At 57.0% G+C, this 25,338-nt stretch carries 27 protein-coding genes; 8 read left to right on the forward strand and 19 right to left on the reverse strand.

Features of this window, described 5'->3' with window-relative positions; genetic code table 11:
• Window positions 1-13: 13 nt before the first annotated feature.
• The 3 genes from KP708_RS11205 to rlmN all read right to left on the reverse strand — a co-directional run bounded on the left by KP708_RS11205 (window position 14) and on the right by rlmN (window position 3,043).
• Window positions 14-502: an FKBP-type peptidyl-prolyl cis-trans isomerase gene (locus tag KP708_RS11205; protein ID WP_086633024.1), complete on the reverse strand. Its 489-nt coding sequence runs from the start codon at window positions 500-502 to the stop codon at window positions 14-16.
• 23 nt (window positions 503-525) lie between these two features.
• Window positions 526-1,758 carry an argininosuccinate synthase gene (locus KP708_RS11210; RefSeq protein WP_215750768.1) on the reverse strand — a complete coding sequence of 411 codons (1,233 nt, stop codon included), beginning with the start codon at window positions 1,756-1,758 and terminating at the stop codon, window positions 526-528.
• A gap of 73 nt (window positions 1,759-1,831) precedes the next feature.
• Window positions 1,832-3,043 (reverse strand): 23S rRNA (adenine(2503)-C(2))-methyltransferase RlmN, encoded by a 1,212-nt coding sequence (gene rlmN / locus KP708_RS11215; protein ID WP_215750769.1) that lies wholly within the window; start codon window positions 3,041-3,043, stop codon window positions 1,832-1,834.
• A gap of 128 nt (window positions 3,044-3,171) precedes the next feature.
• On the opposite strand from rlmN, the gene KP708_RS11220 reads away from it, so the two are divergent.
• Window positions 3,172-3,639: a nuclear transport factor 2 family protein gene (locus tag KP708_RS11220; protein WP_215750770.1), complete on the forward strand. Its 468-nt coding sequence runs from the start codon at window positions 3,172-3,174 to the stop codon at window positions 3,637-3,639.
• On the forward strand, window positions 3,636-4,250 hold the full coding sequence (locus KP708_RS11225; protein ID WP_215750771.1) for a TetR/AcrR family transcriptional regulator: 615 nt from the start codon (window positions 3,636-3,638) through the stop codon (window positions 4,248-4,250). Before KP708_RS11220 ends, KP708_RS11225 begins: the two co-directional genes overlap by 4 nt.
• On the opposite strand, the gene KP708_RS11230 is transcribed toward KP708_RS11225, so the two are convergent.
• From KP708_RS11230 to KP708_RS11250, 5 genes are all read right to left on the reverse strand, one after another.
• Entirely contained in the window at window positions 4,171-4,935 is a 765-nt protein-coding gene (locus KP708_RS11230) for a TlyA family RNA methyltransferase (protein WP_215750772.1), read from the reverse strand. The two genes, KP708_RS11225 and KP708_RS11230, sit on opposite strands and share 80 nt — an antisense overlap.
• 3 nt (window positions 4,936-4,938) lie before the next feature.
• Window positions 4,939-6,921: a 1-deoxy-D-xylulose-5-phosphate synthase gene (dxs, locus tag KP708_RS11235; RefSeq protein WP_046901292.1), complete on the reverse strand. Its 1,983-nt coding sequence runs from the start codon at window positions 6,919-6,921 to the stop codon at window positions 4,939-4,941.
• Window positions 6,922-6,925: 4 nt separating this feature from the next.
• The gene (locus tag KP708_RS11240) at window positions 6,926-7,828 is read right to left on the reverse strand and encodes a polyprenyl synthetase family protein (protein WP_215750773.1); all 903 of its coding nucleotides are present in this window, start codon (window positions 7,826-7,828) and stop codon (window positions 6,926-6,928) included.
• Complete coding sequence (locus tag KP708_RS11245) at window positions 7,825-8,076, reverse strand: exodeoxyribonuclease VII small subunit (RefSeq protein WP_046901294.1); 252 nt, start codon at window positions 8,074-8,076, stop codon at window positions 7,825-7,827. Before KP708_RS11245 ends, KP708_RS11240 begins: the two co-directional genes overlap by 4 nt.
• Window positions 8,077-8,174: 98 nt before the next feature.
• On the reverse strand, window positions 8,175-8,429 hold the full coding sequence (locus KP708_RS11250; protein ID WP_215750774.1) for a sulfurtransferase TusA family protein: 255 nt from the start codon (window positions 8,427-8,429) through the stop codon (window positions 8,175-8,177).
• 137 nt (window positions 8,430-8,566) lie between these two features.
• On the opposite strand from KP708_RS11250, the gene KP708_RS11255 reads away from it, so the two are divergent.
• Complete coding sequence (locus tag KP708_RS11255) at window positions 8,567-8,911, forward strand: hypothetical protein (protein ID WP_215750775.1); 345 nt, start codon at window positions 8,567-8,569, stop codon at window positions 8,909-8,911.
• A gap of 11 nt (window positions 8,912-8,922) precedes the next feature.
• Window positions 8,923-9,402 carry a hypothetical protein gene (locus KP708_RS11260; protein ID WP_215750776.1) on the forward strand — a complete coding sequence of 160 codons (480 nt, stop codon included), beginning with the start codon at window positions 8,923-8,925 and terminating at the stop codon, window positions 9,400-9,402.
• A gap of 131 nt (window positions 9,403-9,533) precedes the next feature.
• On the opposite strand, the gene KP708_RS11265 is transcribed toward KP708_RS11260, so the two are convergent.
• The 3 genes from KP708_RS11265 to KP708_RS11275 all read right to left on the reverse strand — a co-directional run bounded on the left by KP708_RS11265 (window position 9,534) and on the right by KP708_RS11275 (window position 13,878).
• Window positions 9,534-10,301 carry a hypothetical protein gene (locus KP708_RS11265; protein ID WP_215750777.1) on the reverse strand — a complete coding sequence of 256 codons (768 nt, stop codon included), beginning with the start codon at window positions 10,299-10,301 and terminating at the stop codon, window positions 9,534-9,536.
• A gap of 59 nt (window positions 10,302-10,360) precedes the next feature.
• A complete protein-coding gene (locus KP708_RS11270) occupies window positions 10,361-11,692 on the reverse strand; it encodes an NCS2 family permease (protein WP_215750778.1) in 1,332 nt (443 codons plus the stop codon).
• An 83-nt stretch (window positions 11,693-11,775) separates the two neighbouring features.
• The gene (locus KP708_RS11275) at window positions 11,776-13,878 is read right to left on the reverse strand and encodes an AsmA family protein (protein WP_371822761.1); all 2,103 of its coding nucleotides are present in this window, start codon (window positions 13,876-13,878) and stop codon (window positions 11,776-11,778) included.
• A 113-nt stretch (window positions 13,879-13,991) separates the two neighbouring features.
• On the opposite strand from KP708_RS11275, the gene KP708_RS11280 reads away from it, so the two are divergent.
• Entirely contained in the window at window positions 13,992-14,543 is a 552-nt protein-coding gene (locus tag KP708_RS11280; RefSeq protein WP_215750780.1) for a biliverdin-producing heme oxygenase, read from the forward strand.
• Here KP708_RS11280 and KP708_RS11285 read toward each other — a convergent pair.
• From KP708_RS11285 to efp, 7 genes are all read right to left on the reverse strand, one after another.
• Window positions 14,533-15,927: a glycosyltransferase family 2 protein gene (locus KP708_RS11285; protein WP_215750781.1), complete on the reverse strand. Its 1,395-nt coding sequence runs from the start codon at window positions 15,925-15,927 to the stop codon at window positions 14,533-14,535. The two genes, KP708_RS11280 and KP708_RS11285, sit on opposite strands and share 11 nt — an antisense overlap.
• Before the next feature lie 9 nt (window positions 15,928-15,936).
• Window positions 15,937-17,739: a translation elongation factor 4 gene (gene lepA, locus KP708_RS11290; RefSeq protein WP_086633035.1), complete on the reverse strand. Its 1,803-nt coding sequence runs from the start codon at window positions 17,737-17,739 to the stop codon at window positions 15,937-15,939.
• An 83-nt stretch (window positions 17,740-17,822) separates the two neighbouring features.
• Window positions 17,823-18,824, reverse strand: a complete 1,002-nt coding sequence (locus KP708_RS11295; protein WP_215750782.1) for a peptidoglycan -binding protein — start codon at window positions 18,822-18,824, stop codon at window positions 17,823-17,825.
• A gap of 2 nt (window positions 18,825-18,826) precedes the next feature.
• The gene (locus KP708_RS11300) at window positions 18,827-19,975 is read right to left on the reverse strand and encodes a hypothetical protein (protein ID WP_046901302.1); all 1,149 of its coding nucleotides are present in this window, start codon (window positions 19,973-19,975) and stop codon (window positions 18,827-18,829) included.
• 17 nt (window positions 19,976-19,992) lie between these two features.
• A complete protein-coding gene (locus tag KP708_RS11305) occupies window positions 19,993-20,730 on the reverse strand; it encodes an OmpA family protein (protein WP_215750783.1) in 738 nt (245 codons plus the stop codon).
• Between the two features lie 60 nt (window positions 20,731-20,790).
• Window positions 20,791-21,618, reverse strand: a complete 828-nt coding sequence (locus KP708_RS11310) for an inositol monophosphatase family protein (protein ID WP_064274968.1) — start codon at window positions 21,616-21,618, stop codon at window positions 20,791-20,793.
• A gap of 2 nt (window positions 21,619-21,620) precedes the next feature.
• The gene (gene efp, locus KP708_RS11315; protein ID WP_046901304.1) at window positions 21,621-22,187 is read right to left on the reverse strand and encodes an elongation factor P; all 567 of its coding nucleotides are present in this window, start codon (window positions 22,185-22,187) and stop codon (window positions 21,621-21,623) included.
• Window positions 22,188-22,403: 216 nt separating this feature from the next.
• Here efp and KP708_RS11320 point away from each other — a divergent pair, with 216 nt between their 5' ends.
• On the forward strand, window positions 22,404-22,718 hold the full coding sequence (locus tag KP708_RS11320; RefSeq protein ID WP_046901305.1) for a carboxymuconolactone decarboxylase family protein: 315 nt from the start codon (window positions 22,404-22,406) through the stop codon (window positions 22,716-22,718).
• Window positions 22,719-22,877: 159 nt separating this feature from the next.
• On the opposite strand, the gene KP708_RS11325 is transcribed toward KP708_RS11320, so the two are convergent.
• Complete coding sequence (locus KP708_RS11325) at window positions 22,878-23,927, reverse strand: lysine-2,3-aminomutase-like protein (protein WP_215750784.1); 1,050 nt, start codon at window positions 23,925-23,927, stop codon at window positions 22,878-22,880.
• 52 nt (window positions 23,928-23,979) lie between these two features.
• Here KP708_RS11325 and epmA point away from each other — a divergent pair, with 52 nt between their 5' ends.
• The gene (gene epmA, locus KP708_RS11330; RefSeq protein WP_215750785.1) at window positions 23,980-24,975 is read left to right on the forward strand and encodes an EF-P lysine aminoacylase EpmA; all 996 of its coding nucleotides are present in this window, start codon (window positions 23,980-23,982) and stop codon (window positions 24,973-24,975) included.
• A 108-nt stretch (window positions 24,976-25,083) separates the two neighbouring features.
• Window positions 25,084-25,338: hypothetical protein (locus tag KP708_RS11335; RefSeq protein ID WP_215757182.1), on the forward strand; the 255-nt coding region annotated here is incomplete at its 3' end.

Consider the following 25,338-nt stretch of genomic DNA (forward strand, 5'->3'; position numbering starts at 1 on the left):
GAAGCAGCAGGACTTACTGCTGTCCGTTATTGACGCCCAGAAGCTGGAGCTTGAAGATGAGTGGGCTGTTGGGCGGAATGATGCCCATGGAGCGCTTTCCGTAGCCTAGCTTGGCTGGAAGGTAGAGCATCCATTCATCGCCAACGTGCATCATTGGCAGAGCTTCGAGCCAGCCATCAACCAGGCCATCCAGCGGCATTTCCATGTAGGCACCGCTGCCATGCTGGTCAGAGCTGTCAAAAATTCCGCCGTCTGGCAGGCGTCCTTCATAGATCACCATGATGGTGGAGCCACGATGTGGACTTTCACCATCTTTGGGGCCGGACTTCAGAACCTTATAGCTCAGGCCATCCGGGAGGGTTTTGACACCCGGTTCCGCCTGGACCTTCGCCATGAACTGTTCGGGCGTCAGTTCTGGCGCGTCTTCCTTGTGTCCGGCGCATCCTGCAAGGAGTGCGCCGCAAAGGGTCAAGGCTGATGTAAGGCGAAACAGGCTGGTCATGGTCCCCCGCTACTGGTTTGTACTTAGAGTGCGCCGCCGCGGCGGCCAATCTGACCACCCAGACGCAGGCGCAGGGCATTGAGCTTAATAAAGCCCTGTGCGTCCTGCTGGTTATACGCGCCCTCGTCATCTTCAAATGTCACGACGCGGGTATCATACAGGCTGTTCGGGCTTTCGCGTCCGACGCAAACGACATTGCCCTTATAGAGTTTCATGCGGACACGGCCGTTGACGGAATGCTGGCTGGCATCAATCAGAGCCTGAAGCATCCGGCGCTCTGGTGAGAACCAGAAACCGTTATAGATCAGCTCCGCATAGCGGGGCATGATGCTGTCCTTGAGGTGGGCAGCTTCACGGTCCAGGGTGATGCTCTCGATGGAACGATGAGCGGCCAGCAGGATCGTGCCACCTGGCGTTTCGTAGATTCCGCGGGACTTCATGCCCACAAAGCGGTTTTCCACGATGTCCAGACGGCCGATGCCGTTGTCGCGGCCTAGCTCGTTCAGGCGCGTCAGCAGCGTTGCCGGGCTCATGGCGACGCCATTGATGGCAACCGGGTCACCATTCACGAAATCGATGCTGATTTCCGTCGCCTTGTCCGGCGCGGCTTCCGGGGAGATGGTGCGCTGGAAAACGATTTCGTCAGGCGCGACAGCCGGATCTTCGAGCAGCTTGCCTTCGGACGAGGAGTGCAGAAGGTTGGCGTCAACGGAGAAGGGGGCTTCGCCGCGTTTGTCTTTCGTAACGGGGATCTGGTTTTCTTCAGCGAATTCCAGCAGCTTCGTGCGGGATGTCAGTTCCCATTCGCGCCATGGGGAAATGACTTTCACGTCCGGCTTCAGAGCATAGTAGCCAAGTTCGAAACGGACCTGATCGTTGCCCTTGCCGGTTGCGCCATGAGCCACGGCATCAGCGCCAACAGCTTCGGCGATCTCGATCTGACGCTTGGCGATCAGCGGACGGGCGATGGACGTACCGAGGAGGTACTGGCCTTCATAAACCGTGTTCGCGCGGAACATCGGGAAGACGTAGTCCTTCACGAAAGTCTCGCGCAGATCCTCGACGAAGATTTCCTTCACGCCGAACATCTCGGCCTTCTTGCGGGCCGGCTCCAGTTCTTCGCCCTGACCAAGGTCAGCCGTAAAGGTCACGACCTCGCAGTTATAGGTCTTCTGGAGCCATCGAAGGATGACCGAAGTGTCCAGCCCGCCGGAATAGGCGAGAACGACTTTCTTGACGTCCTGATGGGCGCTCATAACTGCGTGGTCCTTAATGGTGTTCGTTCGGAAGGCGTTTCTAGCATCCCGCGTCCGTGAGGGAAACCGGGCGTCAGACGGTTTTGCGCTGACGCTCGCTTTCGGTTTTGAGCTGTCCGCAGGCTGCAAGAATGTCCTGGCCCCGTGGTGTACGGATCGGGGCGGCAAATCCTGCATCCATCACGATCTTTGCGAACTTTGCGAGCTGCTCTTTTGTGGAGGGGCGGAACTCTGATCCCGGCCACGGATTGAAAGGAATAAGGTTCACTTTCGCCGGCAGGTCTTTGATTAGGCGGACTAGCTCCCGTGCGTCGGCTTCGCTGTCATTCACGCCGCGTAGCATGATGTATTCGAAGGTGATGCGGCGGGAATTGGACGCTGCAGGATAACGCTTGCAGGCGGCCATCAGTTCCTCGATCGGGTACTTGCGGTTCAGAGGAACGATCTGATCGCGCAGTTCGTTTGTGACCGCATGCAGGGAAATGGCGAGGCCTACCCCCAGTTCTTCACCGCAGCGATCCATCATCGGCACGACGCCTGACGTGGACAGCGTGATGCGGCGCCTGGAGAGGGCAATCCCTTCTCCATCCATGACGATGCGCATGGCTTTGGCGACGTTATCGTAGTTGTAGAGTGGTTCACCCATTCCCATCAGAACGATGGTGGAGAGAAAGCGCGGCATGTCCGCGCTTGGGCTTGGCCACTCCTTGTAGCTGTCTCGTGCCGCCATGAACTGGCCGACAATTTCTGCCGGGCCGAGGTTGCGAACGAGCTTCTGCGTCCCTGTGTGGCAGAACGTGCAGGAGAGCGTACATCCTACCTGTGAGGAGATGCAGACAGCGCCACGGTCTTCCTTACGATCAGGAATATAAACTGTTTCAGCTTCCTGACCGTCGCGGAAGCGGAAAAGAAATTTCCGCGTTGCATCCACCGACGTCTGTTCCGTCGTTGTCGTCGGGCGGCCGACGATGAAGTGGTCTGCAAGCTTCGCCTGAAGGGGTTTGGCGATTGTGCTCATCTTCGAGAAATCGGTGGCACCCTGATGGTAGATCCAGTGCCAGATCTGTTTTGCGCGGAAAGGCTTTTCGCCGATTTCCGTCATCAGGGTTGCCAGCTCTTCGCGTGACATTCCGACCAGATCACGCCGTCCGTCTTCCAGTCGTGCCTCGGGTGGGGCGAACAGGGCGGACTTTGCGCGAATGCGTTCGCGCTCCGCCTCATTCAGATCATCTGAAGAGATGGAATTGATACGGGGGAGGGTGTCGGGATGTTTCAAAGCGGTCATGGCGGCGGAGCCATAGCACGGGGAGGGCGCAGATTTCCAAGGGAAAGTGAGGTGGCGCAAGAAAGATTAGACTCTTTGTACCATTCGGTACAAAATATGGTTTCTTCTTTGGTTCTGAAAGGTACGACATGCAGACGCGTCCACCTGTGCCGCCATTCACGCGGGGCACCGCTATTCAGAAAGTTCGAGCGGCTGAAGATGCCTGGAACCGTCAAGATCCGGAGACGGTTGCGCTGGCCTATACGGCCGACAGTCGTTGGCGAAACCGGGATCAGTTTGTTCACGGGCGGTCTGAAATTAAGGAATTCCTGACGAAAAAATGGGAGAAGGAGCGTGAGTATCGGCTGATTAAGGAGCTTTGGGCATTTCACGAGAACCGGATCGCCGTCCGCTTTGTTTATGAGTGGCGAGATGGGCAGGGCCAGTGGTGGCGATCGCACGGGAATGAAAACTGGGGTTTTGACGAGGCAGGCCTCATGGCAGAGCGGCATGCCAGCATTAATGATGTGCCAATCAAGGACGCTCAACGCCTGTTCCACTGGGAAGGCAAGGTTCGACCTGAGGGACATCCTGGATTGAGTGATTTGGGGCTATGACGGGATCAGGCGGTCGTAGCCGTACTGCCATCTTACAAAATATCGCTGAGGTATTTCGTCAGTATGGGTACGAAGGGGCGTCTCTCAGTCGCTTCACAGCTGCGACCGGGCTGGGAAAAGGCAGCCTCTACAATTTCTTTCCGGAAGGGAAGAAGCAGATGGCTGCTGAAGTCCTGGAGCATATCCAGCGGTGGTTCGATGCTGAAATTTTTAGCCCTCTGGAAACGGAAGAAGACCCCAAGGTCGGCCTGACAGCAATGTTCGAAGGTACCGAGCAGTACTTCAGGTCAGGTCAGAGAATTTGTCTGATGGGGTTGCTAGCCCTGAGCGTAGACACAGCGTTTGCTGTGCAGATTAGAAACTATTTTCTGCGCTGGCAAGAAAGTCTGTCTCAGGCGCTCCAGCGGCAGGGGCGCTCGAAAAGCGACGCTGTTGATCTGGCTGAGGAAATCGTCAGTGGCATTCAGGGAGCATTGGTTTTGGCCCATGCTCGAGGCGAGGCGGATGTTTTTAAACGTCGCCTTGAGTTGTTCAAGCTGCGGCTGGATCTTCCAGCGGGCCATTACGACGAGCGGCAATTAGAAATTCCCGATTGCCTTCGGGGCCGGTAATGGGACTGGCTTCAACGCCCAGAACTTCCCACCCTGGAGTGGCCGAAAGCCACTCATGGATTTCGGCGCAGACGCGTTCGTGAACGGCGGGGTCCCGTACCACGCCCTTTGCGCCGACTTCGTTTCGCCCGGCTTCAAATTGCGGCTTGATCAGAGCGATTGCCCAGGCATCCGGGGTTGTTAGCTTAAGCGCGGCGGCCAGCACGGTCTTAAGGCTGATAAAGCTGGCGTCGCAAACGACGATGCCTGCGCGTTCAGGAATCTGTTCCGCTGTGAGCGCGCGTGCGTTCGTCTTTTCCATGACGACGACGCGCTCATCAGAGCGGATTTTCCAAGCAAGCTGACCGTGCCCGACATCAACGGCATAAACTTTCGTCGCGCCATGCGTGAGAAGGACATCCGTAAATCCGCCCGTTGAGGCACCGACATCAATGGCAATACGGCCTTTGGGGTCCAGCCCGAAATGCTCGATGCCGTGAATGAGTTTTAGGCCGCCGCGAGATACCCAGGGATGATCCTGCCCTTTGAGGGACAGGGGGGCATCCTCTGGAAGCTGGTCTCCAGCCTTGGCGATGCGCCGATCCCCCGTATAGGCAAGACCTGCCATAATGAGGGACTGGGCACGAGTTCGGCTGTCAACCAGTCCCCGATCAACGAGGAGTTGGTCTGCGCGGCGTTTGGCCATGACTCAGGCAGACTGCTGGACGACTTCGACGCCCAGTGCAGCTGCTGCCGTGCGAACGATATGCGGAGCTGTCAGGCCAGCTTCGTCATACTGAACGTCAGGGGCATTATGATCGATGTACCTGTCCGGGAGAGCTAGCGGACGGAATTTTACCGTATCCAGCAGCCCGGTTTCTGCAAGGTGCTGCACAACCAGACTGCTGAAGCCGCCAATCGCACCTTCTTCAAGGGTGATGAGAACTTCATGCTGGCTGACCAGATCATCAACGAGCTTCGTATCGATCGGCTTGGCGAAGCGGGCATCTGCTACCGTGACCGGAACGCCCTGAGCGGCCAGCTGGTCCGCTGCGCGCAGAGATTCGTGCAGACGTGTACCGAGCGACAGGATGGCGACACCTGCGCGGGCGCCGGGTGCCTGACGTGCTTCGCGAACGATGCGGCCCTTGCCGATTTCCTGCACTTCGCCCTTTTCCGGAAGGTCGAGGCCGATGCCGCTGCCACGGGGGTAACGGAAAGCAATCGGGCCAGCGTCGTATTCGCAAGCCGTTGCCGTAGCATGTAGCAGCTCGATTTCGTCCGACGGTGCCATCACGACCATGTTTGGCAGACAGCACAGGTAGTTCAGGTCGAAAGACCCGGCATGTGTTGCGCCGTCAGCGCCGACCAGACCTGCGCGGTCAATGGCGAAGCGGACAGGGAGGTTCTGAAGCGCCACGTCATGCACGACCTGATCATAGGCGCGCTGAAGGAATGTGGAGTAGATTGCGCAGAACGGACGCAGACCTTCGGAGGCAATGCCTGCCGCAAAGGTGACGGCGTGCTGTTCGGCAATACCCACGTCAAAGAAGCGGTCCGGATAGGCCTTGGCGAAAGCTGTAAGACCGGTGCCGGAAGGCATGGCTGCCGTAATGGTAACGAGTTTGTCGTCTGTTTTCGCGCGACGCAGGAGTTCGCGGCTGAAAATCGACGTGTAGCTTGGCGGTCCGGCCGGAGCCTTCTTCTGCTCGCCTGTCACGACATTGAATTTGCTGACAGCGTGATATTTGTCGCCAGCAGCCTCGGCGGGCTTATAGCCGCGGCCTTTTTCCGTGATGATGTGGAGCAGGATCGGGCCTTGATCGTCCGCATCACGCAGATTGCGCAGGATGGGGACGAGCTGGTTCATGTCGTGGCCGTCAACCGGGCCGACATAGTAGAAACCGAGCTCTTCAAACAGCGTACCGCCTGTGATCATGCCACGGGCATATTCTTCAGCGCGCTTGGCCGTCCGCTCGATCTTGCCGGGCAGGCGCTTGGCAACCTTGCCAGCCAAGTCACGCAGACCGAAGAACTGGCGCGAAGACATCAGGCGGGACAGGTAGTTCGACATCGAACCCACCGGTGGTGCGATCGACATTTCATTGTCGTTCAGCACCACGATCAGGCGGTTCGCGCCCGGACCTGCAACAGCGGCGTTGTTCATGGCTTCGTAGGCCATGCCAGCGGAGATGGAGCCGTCACCAATGACTGCAATCACGTTGCGCTCATGGTAGCTCGGATCTTCTTCCGCGCGCAGGTGATGGGCCACAGCCATGCCAAGACCAGCAGAAATGGACGTGGACGAATGAGCGGCACCGAACGGGTCGTATTCGCTTTCTGCGCGGCGGGTGAAGCCGGACAGGCCTTCCGGCTGACGCAGGGTGCGAATACGATCGCGACGTCCTGTCAGGATCTTATGCGGGTAAGCCTGATGGCCAACATCCCAGATGATACGGTCATCTGGAGTGTTGAATACGGCGTGTAGCGCAACGGTCAGTTCGACGACGCCAAGAGAGGCGCCAAGGTGGCCGCCGGTTGTGGAAACGGCGTCAACCGTTTCGGAGCGCAGTTCGTCGGCAAGCTGCTTGAGCTGATCGACGGAAAGATTCCGCATATCTGACGGCAGGGTCACGCGGTCCAGAACCGGATAGCGGCCGTATGTAGGAATCGTAGAAGACGGGTTGCTCATGAAATCAGTTCCTGCGCTCGACGACGTAGTCTGCAAGGGCCCTGAGGGCTGCGGCCTGTGCGCCGAAAGATGAAAGGGCCTCCCGGGCCTGATCGCTCAGGCGGCGGGCCTCGGCGCGGGCTCCGTCAATGCCAAGCAGGGAGACATAGGTTGATTTGCCGCTGGCTTCATCCTTGCCAGCAGTTTTGCCGAGTTCCTCGGCGCTTGCGGTCGTGTCCAGAACGTCGTCCGCAACCTGAAAGGCTGTTCCAAGATTCTGGCCGTACGAGACAATGGCGTCCCGTCGATCATCGGTCACACCCGCCAGAATCGCTCCTGATTCGGCTGCATAGCGGATCAGGGCACCCGTTTTCAGGGCATGCAGGCGACGGACTTCGTCCAGAGGGAGGGCACGGCCTTCCCCCCGGATATCGATGACTTGGCCACCAACCATTCCCGCTGCGCCTGAGGCACGAGCCAGGGCCAGTGCGAGGTTGGAGCGGATGGTGGCGTCGGAAGACGTTTCATCCTCAAGAAGAATCTCGAAAGCCCGTGTCTGAAGAGCATCGCCGGCAAGAATGGCAATAGCTTCGTCAAACTGACGGTGCGTGGAGGGACGCCCACGACGGAGATCATCGTCATCCATGGACGGGAGATCATCATGCACAAGAGAATATGCGTGAAGCAGTTCGACTGACGCCGCAACGCGCAGCGCAGCGCTGCGGTCTGCACCAAATAGAGACGCAACTTCTACGGCCAGAAAGCCACGAAGACGCTTTCCGCCACCGAGGGCAGCGTAGCGCATGGCTTCAAGAAGAATGGATTCGTCACCCGGCACCATCGGGAGCAGGGCGTCGATCGTCGCTTCGATGTCCGTGCAGGCGTGGGCGAGAGCCTCCTTGAGGGAGGTGGACGTGGTGGCACTCATCGGCCGGTCTCTCCGGTATCGGCAAGAGGCTCCGTGCCTGTGCTGCCGTCATCGTTCTGGACAATGGCGCGCACACGCATCTCGGCCTCTCCCAGCTTTGCATCGCAGTGCTTGCGTAGGGCTGCACCGCGTTCATAGGCAGAAATGGCGTCTTCAAGCTTCATCTGTCCGCCTTCAAGGCCACGGACGATCCGCTCCAGCTCGGAGAGGGCATCTTCGAAAGACATGGCATCAATGGGTTCGGGCATGGAAAGCCTCAAGACACGCTTTGGGAAACAAGGTAGCGAGGGATTACAGCCAGATGACAGGTTTTGCCAGCCCTGTGCATGGGAACGGGGGAGTTTCCTCAGGAGGGTTGCGTTTCTGCACGCCTGCGGATGACAAATGAAAGAACGCCAGCGCTCTCTGTGAAGGCCACCATCGCATGGCCTGTTTCGCGGCAATAAGACTGGAAATCCGCCACTGAAGCCCGATCCGTTGCCAGAATACGGAGGCGTGTTCCGGGCGCCATGCCACGCAGGGCGCGGTTCGCCTTGAGAACGGGCATGGGGCAGGCAAGACCGCGCAGGTCCAGCAGGGTCTCCGTCGGAGGTATCGTCATGACCTCTGTTATGCCCTGCGCCGTGCCGTGGGCCAAGTAACGGATTTCCCATTGCCGGAATAGCACGGTTTTTCTATAACTATGGCTTAATGCCATAAAGCGTCCTTCGGGGCGCTTTTTTTGTTTTTGAGGAACACATGGAAAAACAGATCTCTGAAAGGTCGCCGTCTTCCGGGGGAAATGAGCATCGGGCTTACACGATCCGTATCCTGGAAGACCGTGTTCTTCGACTGGAAACAGTCGCTGGGGGGTTGTCAGATCGGTACGAACAACTTCGTACGGAGATGCGGCAGGAAATCAGTTCTCTGCGGGATCAGATGAAATCCCTGGAGACCAAAGTCGATAATGGTAACAGGATTGTGAATGGAAAGCTGGACCGTCTGATCGGTGGTCGGGCTGTTCTGACAGCGATAGTGACGCTGGCAACATCCATCCTCGGAACTGGGATGGTGCATTTCGCTCTGTCTCTCAGCACGCGTTGAGGGGACGAGTCATGGAAGGTCTTGATGTCGGACAACTCAAGCATCTGGTGGTGGAGCCAGCCCTTGCAGCGCTCGGACTGGGCGGGACAGCAGCCGTTAATCTTCTGACGGGCACGGCTCTGGCTGAGAGCAGAGGAGCCTACGTAAAGCAGATTGGGGGAGGGCCAGCGCTGGGGCTGTGGCAAATGGAACCTGCAACCCACGACGATTGCTGGGCTAACTTTTTACGTTTCCCGGTTGGGCAGCCATATGCTGGCATTCTGGAAAACATGCTGGCTCATGATCTGCCACGCAGTGCGCAGATGGTGAGTAATTTACGATATGCCTGTGCGATGGCGCGAATCCGGTTTTACCGTGTTCGGGAAGCACTGCCTGCTGCACAGGATCCGTTTGCCTTAAGCCGGTATCACAAGGTGCATTACAACACCCCGCTCGGCGCGGCAGACCCTGTGGCCAATGTCGATTATTTCAGGAGAGCTGTTCAGGCTTGAAGCGAGAGCGATGCCGGGGACCTGTATGCATCACGCTCCCGACATCGCAGGTTTACCTTAGATCGGTACATTATGACCGAATAGTGGCGTAGCTGAATATGCCAATTATTTAATCTGATTTTTATGGGTATTTAACGAAGCGCGAAAAGCCTGTTTTGGGGATTGCCCTGGAACGTCGCAGGACCAGTATGGGACAGGCGCAGTCCCCGATGAAGCCAGACGCTTCCGCCGATTTTGAGCCATCGACGACAAAACGCGAAGTCTTCGGAGAGATATGTCCTCGTCTCCGGGTCAATCATGCAGTCAAACAAGGCAAAAGGCTTCTGTGGGACCGAATGATCGGTGAGATGGCCACTTTGTTGAGCATCGATGCGCTCGTATTCGGTCTCAGGATAGGCGCTCATCATCTGGCTGATTGTGGCGCGTGTCAGCAGCATGAAGCCAGTTCCGATGTAAGAAACGGAAGCAATTTCGTCTGGCGGTGAAGTGTCATACAGCGCAGAGCAGTCGCCAACATAGCGTAGGCTGGCGCTCTCCGGGGGTTCGCCTTTGCTCATGAACCTCTGGGTATTATGGTCCCAATAGTGAGATTTGAGCGGGTAGGCTCCGCCGATAACCGGCTTGTCTGCGTTTAGAAGTGCTTGGATATCTGCAAACGAAAAACCAATATCACTGTCTGCAAATAACAGGTGTGTAGCGTCTGTTTGGGTTATGAATTGGTGAAGAAGCGTATTGCGTGCCCGTGTAATCAAGGCGTCGCTTCCTAGTGTCGAAAGCGTCAGGCGAATATTGTGAGAAGGTGCTTCACTCATGCAGCTGATAATGGACTGCATGTATGCTTGGGTGACTGTTCCACCAAAGCAGGGTGTCGCAATGAAGACGTGTGGGGCTGCGTTCATGGGGAGATAGTGTTCTATCTCCCCTTAAGAAAGGCTTAAAACTGAGCGGTCAAAGTTTGTTAGCCGCCCATGTGACTTTGCAGAACCATATAAAAAAGAAACGCAGCATCGAGGCCGAGCACAATTGGCGTAAGGCGTTTGAAGTCCCGCAATGCGAGGGCCAATCCCGTATAAAGCAGCAAGCCGCAGGACAGGCTGAGCATGAAGTTTCCGGTGATCCCGGCGATGAGCAGCATCGTGAGGGGCGGAATAGCATCGGACGGGTTGGATGCCACGCGGTGGAGGCTGCCAAGCATATTGAGGCCGACCAAGACGAGAACGGGCGCCGTCGCGATGGCCGGGATAGCGGTAATCAGTGGCCAGAAAATGGAGGAAGCTGCGAAAAGCAGGGCGACGATCAGTGCGCTCAGGCCGGTTCGGCCTCCAGCTTCGACACCTGCAAGGCTTTCGACATAGGCCGAAACCGTACACGTCCCGAGGCTGGCCCCAATGATGCTGGCTGCGCCGTCAGATGCAAAAGCACGATGATCCAGTGCCGGTTTCTCGGGCGTTCCATCCAGACCTGCACGATGGGCAACACTCATCATCGTTGCTGTCGCATCAAAGAAGTCACTGATGAGGAAGTAGAGCGTGATGGGAACGAGAAGGCCGAGGTGGGAGAAAAAACCTGCAAAATCAAAAGGAAGAAACAGATTGGTGGGATAATGCGGCCAGTCCACCATATGCGTGGGCAGGGTCGTGATTGCGCCCTTATCGGTATGAATGAACAGGCCTGCCACAGTCAGTGTCAGAATCGCCAGAAGAAGCCCGGCGGGTACTCTCAGAACCACGAGAACGGCACAGAGAAGCACGCCAGCTAGGCTGAGAATAACGGACGGATCACTCAGAGAACCGAACGTCAGCCCTTGAGCGGTCGGGACAGCAATGCCACTGGTGGTGAGGCCGATGCGTGCGATGAAGGCACCCAGCGCGACTTGAATGCCTAGCACAATTGAAGGCGGAAACCCGCGGATAATACGCTGGCGTATCTGACTGAGGGAAAGCGCTGTGAAGCATAGGCCGCTGAAAAGCACGACCGTAAAGGCGGTCCGTGGGTTCACATGGGCCTGCTGAACGACAACCTGCGCGAACAAAACGTTGCTGCTCATGGCTGGGGCTAAGGCGATGGGCAGTTTCGCCCAAAGAGCCATCAGCAATGTGCCAGCGACCGCACCTGCGATCGTGGTCATAACCATGTCGTGGCGATCGAGGCCCACCGTAGAGAGAATGGCTGGATTGACAGCAACGATATAGGCCATAGCCCCGAAAACCGTCAGGCCAGCGATGATCTCACGCGGAACGGTGGAGCCGCGGGCGGAAATATGAAACCAGCGGTCGAGTGTGGACAGCAACGATCAGGCACTCCGGCGGGAATGAAAATTTTGCTCAGCTATAGTGAAAAAAGTTCATTCCGCCATGGGGCCTTAGTGATTTTTCATTTCGGGTTCGTTTTTTGAGCCCATGCTTTCTTGACCTGAGCGGGTGTCAGGCGCTTCGCAGGCTTGCCAGAAGATGTCGATTTTGCAGGATGTGGCACGCTGCTCGTCCCGCCGCCTGTCGTACTTCCTGGCGCAATGCCCGCTGCCGGGTTGGTATTGGCTTCTCGCACGGCACGCTCACAGGCTGAGCCTTCTCCGACCCCGAGCTGAATGGTGGGGATCAGCGCAGCAGGAGGAAAGAGAACACCGAGGCCTACAGAGGCTGCAACACGTCCTACCAGTTCTGCGCCAGGTAGAATGTTGGGTCCACTCAAGGGACCAAAAATGTGAACGGCACCTGGAAGGGACAGAATCTGAGGATGAATTGAGCGGGTGGTGACAGCATAATCAAGGGTGTCGTTGCGGAAATTGACGGTTCCTGTTCCGGTTGTGCGAGTAGTTTCAGTCTGGAGAAGGAGAGACTTGGTTTTCAGAATGCCGTTGTCGAGGGGCATATCAGCGACGAGGCATTCGAGCTTTGACCTGTCGGGAATGCCGAGGGCAGACAAAACTGCGGATCCGAGCTTCAGTCCGAGCAGGTCCGGGAGAAGAGCGGTGACGTCTCCGCCTCGATCCAGCACTAGTGTGGTTCCGCCATCGCCGTTCGCGACCAGCGACGCGACGGAGTTGCCTGTTGATGTCAGTGTGACGTGGCCGCCGATCGTTCCTTCACCTTTGAAGGTGTCTGTTGCTTTCATGATCTGCGAGAGGGGAAGGCGAGAGACATCAAGGCGGAACCTGGTCCGGAACTGTTCATTTTTTGTCGGTTCCAGTGTCGCAGCGGCGCTGATTTTCCCGGAGCCTGTCGCAAAAGTCAGGTGCTTCAGGTCGATAGCGCCATCCTTGACCTCGAATTCGGTATCAATGTTGTCCAGCGGCAGGTCTTTGTTGCGAATATGATCACCGTGATAGGTCACGTGTGCATTCACAGCATTCAGCTTGGGAACATTGATTTTCTGGTCTGGCAAAACACTTTTGCTCGGAGGAGCAGTCTTCTTTGCTTCCCCTGTTTTCGCGCCAATGAAACCGCCAAGATCGGCCAGATCGACCGAGCGTGAATGAAGGGCGGCCTCAACGAACGGTGGTTTCAGGTGGGGATTGACGTTGATGTCTCCGCCAATGTCAGACGATCCCATCCTGCCTTCGAATTTCTGGAAACGAATGGCATTTTCGGAATATCCGAGGTTGCCGGTGATGCTGTAGGCCGGAGTATGTGGCACAGGAACACCTGTCAGGCCGTAAAGCAAAGACATGTCCGGGCCGGCAAAATGAAGGGCGAGCTTTGTTCCTTTGAAGTGCAGAGGGTCGTCGACCGTGCCCTTAAGGGTCACATAAGTTGGGCCATTGGCGATGCGGCCATCAATGGGATAGGGCTCAGCAGGTTTGGTCAGAGAGAGCAAAGCCCCCCCGACAATATGGCCGTTGATAGGCGCCTGAGCGTAACGTCCTTTAAGATCAACGACGACATTGCCTTTTTGATTGGCCTGAGCTGGCGTCGTGTGAACAAGCACGTGCATATCGGTTTTCAACTGAGCAAGTGCCAGATGAATGTCCGCATTCTGGATGTCGATTTCGCCGAGATCCGGTAGCGTTGTTGTGCTTGAGGATGAGGCCGATTGGTTATCTTTGGATGTGTCGCCGAACGTATAATTGTTACGGCCGTTCATCAGGGAAATAATGTCCCCTCTCGGCGTATCCATGCGGATTACCGGGATGAAGAGGCCACGTCCGGTCAGGTAGCGCCAGACATCTACTTTAACTGTCAGGGATTTGGCAGACGCAAAATCAGCCTTTTCTTTCTCAAAGCCTTCGGGTTGGGAAATTTTCAGCTCATCGACCGTGACGCTGGTGCGCAGGCCAGGTGAAACGTGAAGATGAGCAATGCTGACCGGGCGATGAAGTGCTGCCGAGGCCTTGCGATTAATGAGGGGGACGAACCAGTCCCACTGCCAGATGAGCACCAGAACAATGATGGCAATGGCTAGGGCACCGACAAGAGCTCCTGTTATTCTCAACACAGGATGCTTGCGACGAACCTTTTGGGACGAGGCATCACTCATCATTGAAACTCCACATCACGAAACATCTGGCCGAAGAAGAAATATGACTGCATTGGTATGAATACGATTTGCAGCCGACCCAGTTGCGCCTGAAGACATGAAGAGCGTGGAAAATGAGTGAGACCTTGAACGATATCAGAGCAGAGCATGATCCTCTGACAGCCTTGCGCCAGGTCAGTCGCGCTGTGCACGAACAGGTCGATCAGGCGTACTCGCGCTTCAGTCTGTCAGACCCGGAATCTTATGGTGCGTTTCTGCAGGCGCATGCGAAGGTGTTGCCTGTTGTGGAGCATTGGCTTGCCACTCAGCATGGGTTGCCGAGCTGGCAGGGCCGCACTGACCTTTTACGGCGGGATTTGAAGGCTCTTGGCCACGCTCTGCCCATGGCACTTGATTGGCAGCCTCCTGAAGCTTCAGGAGGCGCTCTGGGCGCTCTTTATGTGCTGGAAGGATCCCGGCTTGGTGGCAAGATGCTGTCAGCTCAGGTGGGGGACAGGCTGCCAAGGGAATATTTGTCGGCAGCTCATGAGAAAGGTGGCTGGCCCGCATTCCTTCAGATTCTACGGGAGCGGCTTTCCGATGGAGATGCCGCTTATCGCGCCGCAGTTATGGACGGCGTAACGTCAACGTTTGATCTGTTTCGAAAAGCGGCCGTTACGGGCTGACAGGCCGGACGCTCAACGGAACAAGCCCTGGGAATGCGAGGGCCAGCCGCGCTGCCTCTGCGGGAGAGAGCATGGCAATTGCACACCCCAGTGCAGTTGCATCGGGGGCAGAGAGTCTTTCAATGCCTCGAAGCAGCGCATCCAGCGTGTGGCCGCCTTGGCTGAGCACCATCAATGCGGTGAGGCGGGCGTAAAGCTCGGAGGTAGCCTCCTGGGAAACCAGGGTGGGGTCGGGCGTCTCAATATGGACGCTTTGTCCTGTAATCGCAGAAGTAATGCGCTGGTCTGCCTGATTGAAGCGCAAGGGAAGGGCAGCCAGAAGTGACGGCGACCCTGCGATACTCAGACATGGGGCTGGGCATGGGCGTTCAGGGAATAAGAAAGCCGGACATGGAGATGCTGCACTGACCTCGACTGCGAGTATCATGCGGACATGCCGGGTCGGGTCGAGATCAGTTACCTGAAGAGCAATAAGTTTTTCTGAGTGAAGATCCAGTACGAACGGCTGCGTCTCACCGAAAGCATAAAACTGAAAATCAGAAAATGTGCTCTCGTCTCCCGCCACGAGATCAGATGCCATAAGGCCCAGCTTTTCCAGCGTCGCCTCATCATGCTGAACCACAGTCTGCCGAAGGCGCCAGTACAGGTCCGTTAAGCCTGACTGAACAAGCGCGGCGGCAATTCGACGCGTTTCAGAAAGCCAGCGTTGCGGGCCTGTCTCCACAGCATCATTACGATTGAAGTGTTTCCAAGCTTCTTCTGCTACTTCACCCGGATTGCGCTGAAAAAAACTCTGACGATCGCCTGCGGCGTAATGGAGAACTCGAGCCTGAGACCAGTCCGCGTGAGAACTGACGCGTTCGAAAGGATCAGGTAAGGCACCTTCGAACCGTGTCATTGGAAAGAGGGCTCGCGTTACTCTGTGATCAGCGGTTCCCAGTAGAGCATGATGCGTGAAGGCCTCGCTTGGCGCAAAAGGCGAAGGGACTTCATGCCCATTCGAGCCAAACAGACACCAGTTTACCGGAATGCTCTGCCCTTCTGAAGCAGAGAGGAAGTCATGCAGAGACGAGGCGTGTTCCAGATGGAGATATTCGTCTGCGGCCAGAATCATCATCCAGTCGAATTCATGACGACCGTTTTCGAAAATAGCTTTCTGGAAGGCTGTCTGGCGCTCCAGGCGATCGGAAATGGTTTTGTCCGATCGCTGAAGGCGAATATCGTAAAACGAAGCGGCATTGGAAAGAATTGTCCAGGTGCCGTCAGTAGAGTGGTCGTCGCAGACGATCAGGGTAGAGAACCCAATCGTGGCATGGTGACTGAGCCACCAGCCGATGTTGTCGGCCTCGTTATGGACGAACAGGACAGCGGCTGTTTTGGACATAATGCTGGGTCAGTCCATTTTGAGGGCTGCGAGGAAGGCGCTCTGCGGAATTTCGACCTTACCAAACTGTCTCATCCGCTTCTTGCCCTCTTTCTGCTTGTCCAGAAGTTTGCGCTTACGGGAGATGTCACCACCATAGCATTTCGCCGTCACATCCTTGGAGAGCGCGCCAATGGTTTCACGGGCGATGACCTTGGAGCCAATGGCGGCCTGAATGGCGATCTTGAAGAGCTGCTTGGGGATTAGATCCTTGAGCTTGCCGCAAATTGCACGACCGCGTGTCTCAGCTACGGTGCGGTGGGCAACAAAGGACAGCGCATCCACTGGCTCATGATTGACCAGAATGGAAATGCGGACCAGGTCGCTCTCTTCGTATCCATCAACCTGATAGTCGAAGGACGCATATCCGCGGGTCAGGGATTTCAGACGATCATAGAAGTCAAACACAACTTCATTGAGCGGAAGACGATAGACGGCCATCGCACGGTTGCCGACATACGTGAGATCGACCTGAATACCGCGACGTTCTGAACAGAGTGTCAGCACGGAACCCAGATATTCATCCTGAACCATGATCGTAGCCTTGATCCAGGGCTCTTCAATGGTTTCGATTTGGGCGGGATCCGGCATGTCTGCAGGATTATGCAGTTCTTCCTTCGTGCCGTTCGTCAGCGTCATGCGATAGACGACAGACGGCGCGGTGGCGATCAGATCCAGATTGAATTCGCGGGAGAGGCGTTCCTGGATGATCTCCAGATGAAGCAGTCCGAGGAAGCCGCAGCGGAAGCCGAAGCCCAGAGCCGCAGAGCTTTCTGCTTCGAAGTGGAAAGACGCATCGTTCAGACGAAGCTTTCCGAGGCTGTCACGCAGCTTCTCGAAGTCGTCAGCGTCGATCGGGAAGAGGCCGCACCACACCACAGGGATGGAAGGTTTGAAGCCTGCAAGCGCCTTTTCGGCCGGCTTGCGATCAAGGGTAATTGTGTCACCGACCGCGACGTCCGCAACGGTTTTGATGGCTGCATTAATGAAGCCCATCTCACCTGGGCCAAGCTCATCCACGTTGGTCATCTTGGGAAGGAACACACCGACCTGATCAACGTGATAGGTCGATCCGGCCTGCATCATACGAATGCGGTCACCGCGCTTGACGGTGCCATTCATGACGCGGATCAGAATGATGACGCCGAGGTAGGCATCGTACCAGCTATCCACCAGAAGAGCCTGAAGCGGTGCTGAACGGTCACCCTTCGGCGCAGGCAGACGCGTTACAAGTGCCTCGAGGACGCCTTCGATGTTAATGCCGGTTTTGGCGCTGATTTCCACAGCGTCATCTGCCGGGATGCCAATGACCTCTTCGATCTGCGTGCGAACACGCTCCGGCTCGGCTGCCGGAAGGTCGATCTTGTTCAGGACTGGCACGATTTCGTGGTTCGCGTCGATCGCCTGATAGACGTTTGCCAGAGTCTGGGCTTCCACGCCTTGGGACGCATCCACAACCAGCAGTGACCCCTCACAGGCGGCAAGCGAGCGACTGACTTCGTATGCAAAGTCAACGTGGCCCGGCGTGTCCATGAGGTTCAGCGTGTAGATGTTCCCATCTTTGGCCGGGTACGTCAGACGAACCGTCTGTGCCTTGATGGTAATGCCGCGCTCCTGCTCCAGCTCCATCGAATCGAGGACCTGAGCTTTCATCTCACGGGCCGTGAGAGCGCCACAGGCCTGGATCAGGCGGTCTGCAAGCGTCGATTTACCGTGGTCGATATGCGCAATGATCGAGAAATTGCGAATGAGGGAGAGCGGGGTTTCGGTCATGGCAGGTTACATACGGGATTATCGCAGGAATGTCAGCAGACCTGCGGAAAAGCCTGCCTTCGTGAAAAGGCAGGCAAGGGGAATCAGCGATCCGTCAGACGGAACTCGATCCTGCGGTTGCGGGCGTATGCCGCCGGGGTACTGGCTGCGTCAAGCGGCTGGAAGTCTGCAAACCCTGTTGCTGCCAGATGGTGCGGGTCCACACCCTCGGCAATCAGAAGTTTTACAACAGTGATGGCTCGTTCAGAGGACAGCTCCCAGTTGCTCGGAAAAGCGCTGTGAATGGGCTGTCTGTCTGCATGGCCGTCAATGCGCAGAATCCATGGGATATCTGCTGGAATGGTTGAAGAGACCTGTTTGAACGTCTTTGCCAGAGTGGTGATTTCTTTTTTGCCTTCAGTGGTCAGGTCAGCGCTGCCCTGAGGGAAAAGAATTTCTGACTGAAAGACAAACCGGTCTCCTACGACGTTCACGCCCTTCTGGTTCTTCAGGATATCACGCAGGCGACCAAAGAACTCCGAGCGATATCGTTTGAGTTGGTTCACTTTGTCGGCCAAGGCGACGTTCAGCTTGTTTCCAAGATCCTGAATCTGCGTGTCTTTGGCCTGCTCGTTCTTTTTCTCGATATCGAGGGCATTACTGATGGCCTGAAGCTGGCGTGTCAGCTCTTCGATCTGAGCCTGTAGGTCCGAGATTTTGCTGTTCTGCTGCTGGCTTGCGCTGTCAGCAGAGGCAAGGGCCTGATCTTTAGACTGAAGCTGGCCATTCAGAAGAGCCATCTGTCCGGCCAAAGCCTTAAGCTGGTCTTCGTTCTTTTGCTTGTCATTGGCCAGGCTGGCGACCGTCGCATTCAGGGACTGGTTCTTGTCTTCCGTCATGGAGAGCATGTGTGACAGCTCAGCCATCTGCTTCTGCAAAGCGTCGAGTGTGTGCTCGCGTCGCATCAGGGCGACAGACAAAAACTGTTGTCCCACCACAAAGACCAGAAGAACGAACGTGACGACCATCAGCAGTGTGGACAGAGCGTCCACATAGCCGGGCCAGGCATCCAGGGCGTTGTTGGGTCCGCGTCTGCGCCGGGCCATGGTCAGTCCTGCCTGCTGGAAGTGCCGTTTGTGGTGCCGGAGGCCGCAGCGATGGTCCGAGCGAGAACCCGCAGGTCATTGCGAATTTCACCGACGGTTTGGGCGCGACCTTGATGCAGTTCTTCAACGAGACGGGAAAGATGGCTCTCAATCCGAAGAAGCGGCGTGCCTTGCGAGCCCGGTTGACCCTCTTCACCCATCTGGCGAAGGAGTGGAACGAGAGCTGCATTCGTCTCAGCCGTGCGTGTCATGATCTGCTGATTGGCTTTCAGGAGTTCAGTCATGCCGCGCAGACGCTCCTGCAGGCTATCCAGTAACTGAACCTCCCGCACGCGGGCTTCTTCACTGCGGGAAACGGCGTTCTGAAGCGTTTCCAGATTTTCCGCTGTCTGTTCGAGCAGGGCCTGCACATAGGCTGGGATTGGAGCCCCGTCGCTCTCAATGCTTGTGCCGCCGCTGACGCGTGTAACGCCCGCAAGCCATTCTTCCAGCTCATTGAAGAAGCGGCTTTGTGCCTGACCGGCTGTCAGATCCAGGAAGCCAAGAACCAGCGCTCCTGCCAGGCCGAACATGGAGCCCGAGAATGCGGTCGACATACCAGCCAATGGACCGGCAAGGCCTGTCTTGAGCTGGTTGAACATGGCGTCCAGATCGCCATTACCCGCTGACATTCCACCGATCACGGAGGCGATGGAGCTCACCGTCAGAAGCAGACCGTAGAAGGTGCCGAGAAGTCCCAGGAAAATCAGCAACTGCGTCATATAACGCGAAATTTCGCGGCTCTCATCCAATCGGGACGAGAGACTGTCCAGCATGGCCTGGGTTGTCTGGGTCGAGAGGGTCAGGCGGTCCGTGCGACTGCGTGCTGCGAGCATGCTTGCCATGGGGGCGAGCAGTTTGGGCGGGTTTGGAGCTGCAAGTCCAGCGCGGGGCTGGCGGAGCATTTCCACCCAGCGAACTTCCGGCATGAGCCGCTGGACGACGCGGAGGTTCCAGATAATTCCCAGAATCAGAACGCCCAGAATGACGGCATCCAGCTTCGGGTTGGCATTGAAGGCGTTCAGGAGCGTCTTGGCCATAGACGCTGCGAGAAGCGCAACGGCGGCGAGAAAGACGCCCATACGCAGAAGGAAGGTGGTGGGACGGGTCACGGCGGGTCTTTCCTGGCTTATGGCGTGCCGTTTGCCGGGGTTGCGGAATCGGAAGGTGACGGATTTTGCTCAGTGACGATATCGAGACGGTCAGCCGGATTGGCATCGCCCTTGTCCGGACGTCCCATGGCGCGGGGATACAGGCGTGTGGTTGCGACGCCAGCATTGATGAAAATGGAGCGTACAGCCAGTGCTCGTGCAAGGGAAATGCGCCTTGGCATTGAAATGTCATCACCTGGCACAGTGGCATAGGCTGTCAGGATGATGCGTTTTTCAGGCTGATCCTTGAGCGAGGCGCCATAGGCCGTAAGGGCCTTGAGGCTCTCATCGGTGAGATCTGAACTCGACGGCGCGAAAATCACGCGCAGTCCACCCTCTGGCAGAGTTGTCGTGCTGCTCTTCGCATCAGCAACGGCCTTGATATCAACCGGTGGAGCGGGCGCATGCGTCTGAATGGGGACGAAAGGCGGCGGCAGCACAACAGGTGGCGGCGGCGCAGCGGGAACGGCAGGAACCGTCGTTTTGCCTGTACCTGTAGGTGCCGAGGCGCTGTGCGAAGCCGTGCTCCGCGACGGAGAAGGCGTCGCTGCGGCTCGATGCGTGGTCTGGGAAGGGACTGCAGGTTTTGCAACGGCAGTCGGTTTGCCACTGGGAAGATCATCCAGATTGCTGGTGACCTGGGCATGCGCCCCAGAAGGCTGAAGGCAGGCCAGAACGGCCGCCACTGAGAGGGAGGTTAGGATCGGCCTGTACATAGGGGGCCGATCCTAACCGAGCGTTCCATCCTCCCGCAATGGGGCAGGAGAGACTTCTGCTTACTCCCGGTTCAAAGCCTCATGCACGATACCGCGCAGAGTGCCATGAAGCTGGGCATTTCCGGCGACAACATTGACGTCGTCGTCGAGGTCATGAAGTTCCTGTCCGTCTGGATCAGTGGCGTGGCCACCAGCTTCCCGAACGATCAGCAGGCCTGCTGCGCAGTCCCATGGCTTGATGCCGAATTCCCAGTAACCTTCGTAACGGCCAGCTGCGACCCATGCGAGATCAAGGGCAGCGGCGCCGAAGCGACGGATGCCTGCAACCTGCGGCATGAGAGCACCCAGAACGCGCGCGAAGGGCAGACGCTTGCTGCTGGGGACCTTTGCGAACGGGATACCTGTGGCGAACACGGCTTCCTGCATGTTCCGTCGTGCGGAAACGCGCAGGCGGCGCTCGTTCAGGAATGCGCCGATGCCTTTCTCAGCCCAGAACATTTCGTTGGCAGCAGGATTGTAAACCAGCCCGGAGACCAGTTCGACCGTACCATCCGGCAGGCGACGCTGAAGGCCAATGGAAATGGCCCAGTGCGGAATGCCGTGCAGGAAGTTCGTCGTGCCGTCCAGCGGATCGACAATCCAGCGCCACGTCCAGTTATCCCCGCCCGAGGGGCCTGATTCTTCCATGAGGAAGGCATAGCCTGGACGTGCGCGGGCGAGTTCTTCGCGGATGATGGTTTCTGCACGCAGGTCGGCCTGGGACACGAAGTCTCCCGGACCCTTGATGCTGACCTGAAGCTGCTCGACCTCTGCAAAATCGCGGAGCAGGCGGCGTGCGGCCTTCTGCGCTGCGTTCTGCATGACGGCCATGTGCGGGGAAAGACGCATGATCAGTCCTTGGCGCGCTCGACGTAGGACGCATCATCCGTACGGACAACGATGCGCTCGCCAGCTTCAATGAAAGGAGGAACCATGGTCTTCACGCCATTGGCGAGCATGGCTGGCTTGTAGGACGATGAGGCTGTCTGGCCTTTCACGACCGGGTCGGCTTCGGTGATTTCGAGCGTGACATGCGGCGGTAGGGTCACGCCAACGGCGTCGCCTTCCACAAGCTTGACGCTCAGTTCCATGTTGTCCTGCAGGAACGGAAGCTGGTCACCCAGGATATCGGTTGGCAGGATAACCTGCTCGAACGTTTCCGGGTCCATCAGAACAATGTTTTCACCGTCCATGTAGGAATAGGTGAAGTCCTTGTCTTCCGTGATCAGGCGCTCAACGGTGTCTGCGGTGCGCCAGCGCTCGTTCGTCTTGTTGCCCGTCTTCAGGTCACGCATTTCAACCTGAATAAACGCGCCACCCTTACCCGGGGTGATGATCTGCTGCTTGAGAACCGTCCAGCGACGGCCATCGTGCTCGATGACCTGACCGGCGCGGATAAGGTTGGCTTGTTGCTTCATGTGTTGTCCTGACCCTGCAATAGTGGGTTTCTTATCACGTCTTGTGGGCTTCTAGCGCCGTGAAGGGGATTTCGGCAAGGCGCAAGGCGGCCTGAGTGGGCTGAATAACTCAGGAAAGTGTGAAGGATGTCGCTCTTGGAGGAAAAGTGAGAGGGGTTCATGCTCGCAATGGCCCTGTCGTGCAGGCGGGGACGGATAACTCAGGGGCTTGCTCTCATGTACGACATGAAAAATCTTTCCCGTATTTCCCATCTCGAAGCGAACGCCAGCAAGGGGATGGACGCTTTCTGGCAGTTTGATCGCGCTGCATTTGAAGACGGAACTGTCAGTGCCCTGACCAAGCAGCTCGCTGCGGTTGCTGTCGCGCTGACTACGCAGTGCCCATATTGTATTGAACTTCATGCCAAGGCTGCGCGTGAGGCAGGGGCAACAGACGCTCAGCTTTCAGAGATTGCTCTGGTGGCCGCGGCTATCCGTGCGGGTGGCGCCGTCACACATGCGACGCATCTGTTTCCGAAGACAGAAGGATAAAGCTGGGGCTCGGGGCTGCGTACCAGTTCTTTGGGTAAGCAGCTCCAAAGTTCGTCATTGGGCAATGCTCTATCGTGTTGAGCGAGCTTGTCCGCAGTTGAGGCGGTGAGAGTTGAAGGCTGAATCAGGTCAGGATTTCGATGGCCTGAGCGATAGGCCCTAACCTTCAAAATCCGCAATTTCTCCTTGAGGTGTACGGACTTTGCCCTTCTCGCCAGGCAACAGGTAATCTGGCCCCAATGGGACTTTCCCTTTGCCATGGGGAATGTCGAGAACATATGTCGGCCATGCCAGGCCCGTGACGCGTCCACGAAGGCGGCCCAGCAAAGCACGCCCTTCTTCAACGGGAACCTGAAAGTGACTGGTTCCCGGCGCGGCGTCGAGGTGATGCAGGTAATAGGGCTTGATGCGTGCCGTTACGAGTGCGCGTAAAAGCGCCTCCAGAGAGGCTTCCGTATCGTTCACCCCCCTTAAAAGAACAGACTGGGACAGAACCGGAATGGCGCGCGAAAGAATGGCGCGAACTGCCTTGCGGGCGTCTTCTGTCATTTCCCGTGCGTGATTGATATGCGCAACGACCCACATGGCGCGATCTGTTTCCATGGCATCCAGCAGGTCCGGTGTAATGCGGGCCGGGTCTGCTACGGGAACACGGGAATGAATACGGATGGTCTCAATATGCGGAATTGCCGAGAGGGCCTGAACGATATGTTTCAGTCGGCGCGGCGCCAGCATCAAAGGGTCACCACCCGTCAGGATGATTTCGCGGATGGCGGGATGACCCCGAACCCAGTCCAGCGCATTTTCAAGCTCTTTATCTGTCAGAAGGCCACCATCGGGACCAACATGCTCCCGACGGAAGCAGAAACGGCAGTAAAGCGGGCAGATCAACAGGGGCTTCAGAAGCGCACGATCTTCGTAACGATGTACGATCCCTTTGACGGGGGACAGTGCATCATCCCCAATCGGATCAACGGTTTCATAGAGCTGCGTGGTCAGTTCCCGGATGTCAGGGATGACCTGCTTTCCGATAGGGTCGTCTGAGGTTTCAATCAGTGCTTGGAATGCAGGTGGGATGGCTGTCGCAAAGTGGCCGCTGACAGCATCAAGGGTCGCTCTGTCGGCTTCCGGAGCTAGACCTGCCTGAATGAGATCAGATGGTGTGCGCAGCACATGCCGCTTGTTCGTGGTCTTGACCATATCGTGCATGTGGTGGCTCTAACGCTGGCTGGCTGTGTGTTGCAACAGGAACTCTTCCCTTATGACCAATTCCTCGTCCGATCATGACCGGATTGCTGAACGCCTGCCGTTGCTCAGGCGCCGGGCTGCGATGGTGCAGGCCACGCGAAAATTTTTCGATGATCGTGGTTATCTGGATGTGGAAACGCCTTACGCGGTTCCGGTCCCCGGGGAAGAAGTGCATCTTCGCTGTTTCCGGACAGAGCTGGAACAGCCTGATGGAGGCCGTGAAGCACGGTTCCTGCATACCAGCCCCGAATTTGCGATGAAACGAATTGTAGCGGCCACGGGGCTGCCGATCTTCCAGCTAGCGCGGGTCTGGCGCAATGGAGAGAGCAGTTCCACGCATGTTCCGGAATTCACGATGCTGGAATGGTATGCGCCTGAAGCTGATCTTGCCGGCCTGATGGATGAGACGGAGGCTTATGTCAGGGCTCTTTTGCCGGAACAGGTCTATAGGGACGGAAGACTGATTCCCTTGTCTGTGCCGTTTGAACGTCTGACAATGCAGGATGCTTTTGCACGATATGTAGGTGCAGATCTTCTGGCGACAGCCGGGAATGCAGAAGCTCTCGCGACACAGGCGGGCGCGGTGCTCAGAAATGGTGAGACTTGGGAAGATCTTTTTTTTCGCCTGCTTCTGGAGCGTGTCGAGCCTGTTATCGGTCGTGAAAAGCCTACTTTCCTGACTCACTGGCCCGCAGAACAGGCGGCTCTTGCCCGCAAAGATCCGTCAGATGCGCGCGCAGCATTGCGGTTCGAGTTGTATATTGGCGGAATTGAGCTGGCGAACGCGTTCGAAGAACTGACTGACCCTGTGGAGCAGCGCGAACGTTTCGCTACAGATCGGCAACGAAGACTCGATATTTCGCCCGATCAGGACTGGCCGCTTGATGAAGCTTTTTTGACGGCATTGCCAGATATGCCATCATGTTCTGGTATTGCGCTGGGGTTTGATCGCCTCGTCATGCTCGCGACGGGTGCGCCTGCAATCCGTGACATTTTGTGGTTGGCATAGCCGTTTTGAAACTTGCAGGACTTTTAATCCGTTTCTATCTCCAAACGGGCTAGAACGTCTCACGAAAGAAACATATCTGTGCTGGTCACACAGCCGGGGACAAAGAAAATGAAAAAGGCAAAGCTGCTTTCCGTCGTCGCTCTTCTGGCTCTTTCCGCCTGTGAGGTTCCTACCCTGCAGCAGCGCAAGGTTCTCGATTCGATGGTCGGGAAGTCTGAAGTGGACGTCATTCGCCAGTTTGGCGTGCCGACCAAGGATTACCAGGCAGAAGGTCACTCGTTCCTCGCCTATATCGATAACCAGACCCAGTATTCCGGTGGCGGCGGCTGGGGTTGGGGCGGCTGGGGCGGCGGCTATGGTGGC

The sequence above is a fragment of the Gluconobacter sp. P5H9_a genome (assembly GCF_018812085.1).
Classification (GTDB): Bacteria; Pseudomonadota; Alphaproteobacteria; order Acetobacterales; family Acetobacteraceae; genus Gluconobacter.

Coding starts and splice junctions, on each gene's coding strand:
- KP708_RS11240 (WP_215750773.1), bottom strand. CDS start 7,828: ATGAGTGCCACCACGTCCACCTCCCTCAAGGAGGCTCTCGCCCACGCC.
- KP708_RS11205 (WP_086633024.1), bottom strand. CDS start 502: ATGACCAGCCTGTTTCGCCTTACATCAGCCTTGACCCTTTGCGGCGCA.
- KP708_RS11320 (WP_046901305.1), top strand. CDS start 22,404: ATGTACGACATGAAAAATCTTTCCCGTATTTCCCATCTCGAAGCGAAC.
- KP708_RS11310 (WP_064274968.1), bottom strand. CDS start 21,618: ATGCGTCTTTCCCCGCACATGGCCGTCATGCAGAACGCAGCGCAGAAG.
- KP708_RS11280 (WP_215750780.1), top strand. CDS start 13,992: ATGAGTGAGACCTTGAACGATATCAGAGCAGAGCATGATCCTCTGACA.
- rlmN (WP_215750769.1), bottom strand. CDS start 3,043: ATGACCGCTTTGAAACATCCCGACACCCTCCCCCGTATCAATTCCATC.
- KP708_RS11245 (WP_046901294.1), bottom strand. CDS start 8,076: ATGCCCGAACCCATTGATGCCATGTCTTTCGAAGATGCCCTCTCCGAG.
- KP708_RS11220 (WP_215750770.1), top strand. CDS start 3,172: ATGCAGACGCGTCCACCTGTGCCGCCATTCACGCGGGGCACCGCTATT.
- KP708_RS11260 (WP_215750776.1), top strand. CDS start 8,923: ATGGAAGGTCTTGATGTCGGACAACTCAAGCATCTGGTGGTGGAGCCA.
- dxs (WP_046901292.1), bottom strand. CDS start 6,921: ATGAGCAACCCGTCTTCTACGATTCCTACATACGGCCGCTATCCGGTT.
- KP708_RS11210 (WP_215750768.1), bottom strand. CDS start 1,758: ATGAGCGCCCATCAGGACGTCAAGAAAGTCGTTCTCGCCTATTCCGGC.
- epmA (WP_215750785.1), top strand. CDS start 23,980: ATGACCAATTCCTCGTCCGATCATGACCGGATTGCTGAACGCCTGCCG.
- KP708_RS11305 (WP_215750783.1), bottom strand. CDS start 20,730: ATGTACAGGCCGATCCTAACCTCCCTCTCAGTGGCGGCCGTTCTGGCC.
- KP708_RS11230 (WP_215750772.1), bottom strand. CDS start 4,935: ATGGCCAAACGCCGCGCAGACCAACTCCTCGTTGATCGGGGACTGGTT.
- KP708_RS11275 (WP_371822761.1), bottom strand. CDS start 13,878: ATGAGTGATGCCTCGTCCCAAAAGGTTCGTCGCAAGCATCCTGTGTTG.
- KP708_RS11295 (WP_215750782.1), bottom strand. CDS start 18,824: ATGGCCCGGCGCAGACGCGGACCCAACAACGCCCTGGATGCCTGGCCC.
- KP708_RS11250 (WP_215750774.1), bottom strand. CDS start 8,429: ATGACGATACCTCCGACGGAGACCCTGCTGGACCTGCGCGGTCTTGCC.
- KP708_RS11255 (WP_215750775.1), top strand. CDS start 8,567: ATGGAAAAACAGATCTCTGAAAGGTCGCCGTCTTCCGGGGGAAATGAG.
- KP708_RS11285 (WP_215750781.1), bottom strand. CDS start 15,927: ATGTCCAAAACAGCCGCTGTCCTGTTCGTCCATAACGAGGCCGACAAC.
- KP708_RS11265 (WP_215750777.1), bottom strand. CDS start 10,301: ATGAACGCAGCCCCACACGTCTTCATTGCGACACCCTGCTTTGGTGGA.
- KP708_RS11225 (WP_215750771.1), top strand. CDS start 3,636: ATGACGGGATCAGGCGGTCGTAGCCGTACTGCCATCTTACAAAATATC.
- KP708_RS11325 (WP_215750784.1), bottom strand. CDS start 23,927: ATGCACGATATGGTCAAGACCACGAACAAGCGGCATGTGCTGCGCACA.
- efp (WP_046901304.1), bottom strand. CDS start 22,187: ATGAAGCAACAAGCCAACCTTATCCGCGCCGGTCAGGTCATCGAGCAC.
- lepA (WP_086633035.1), bottom strand. CDS start 17,739: ATGACCGAAACCCCGCTCTCCCTCATTCGCAATTTCTCGATCATTGCG.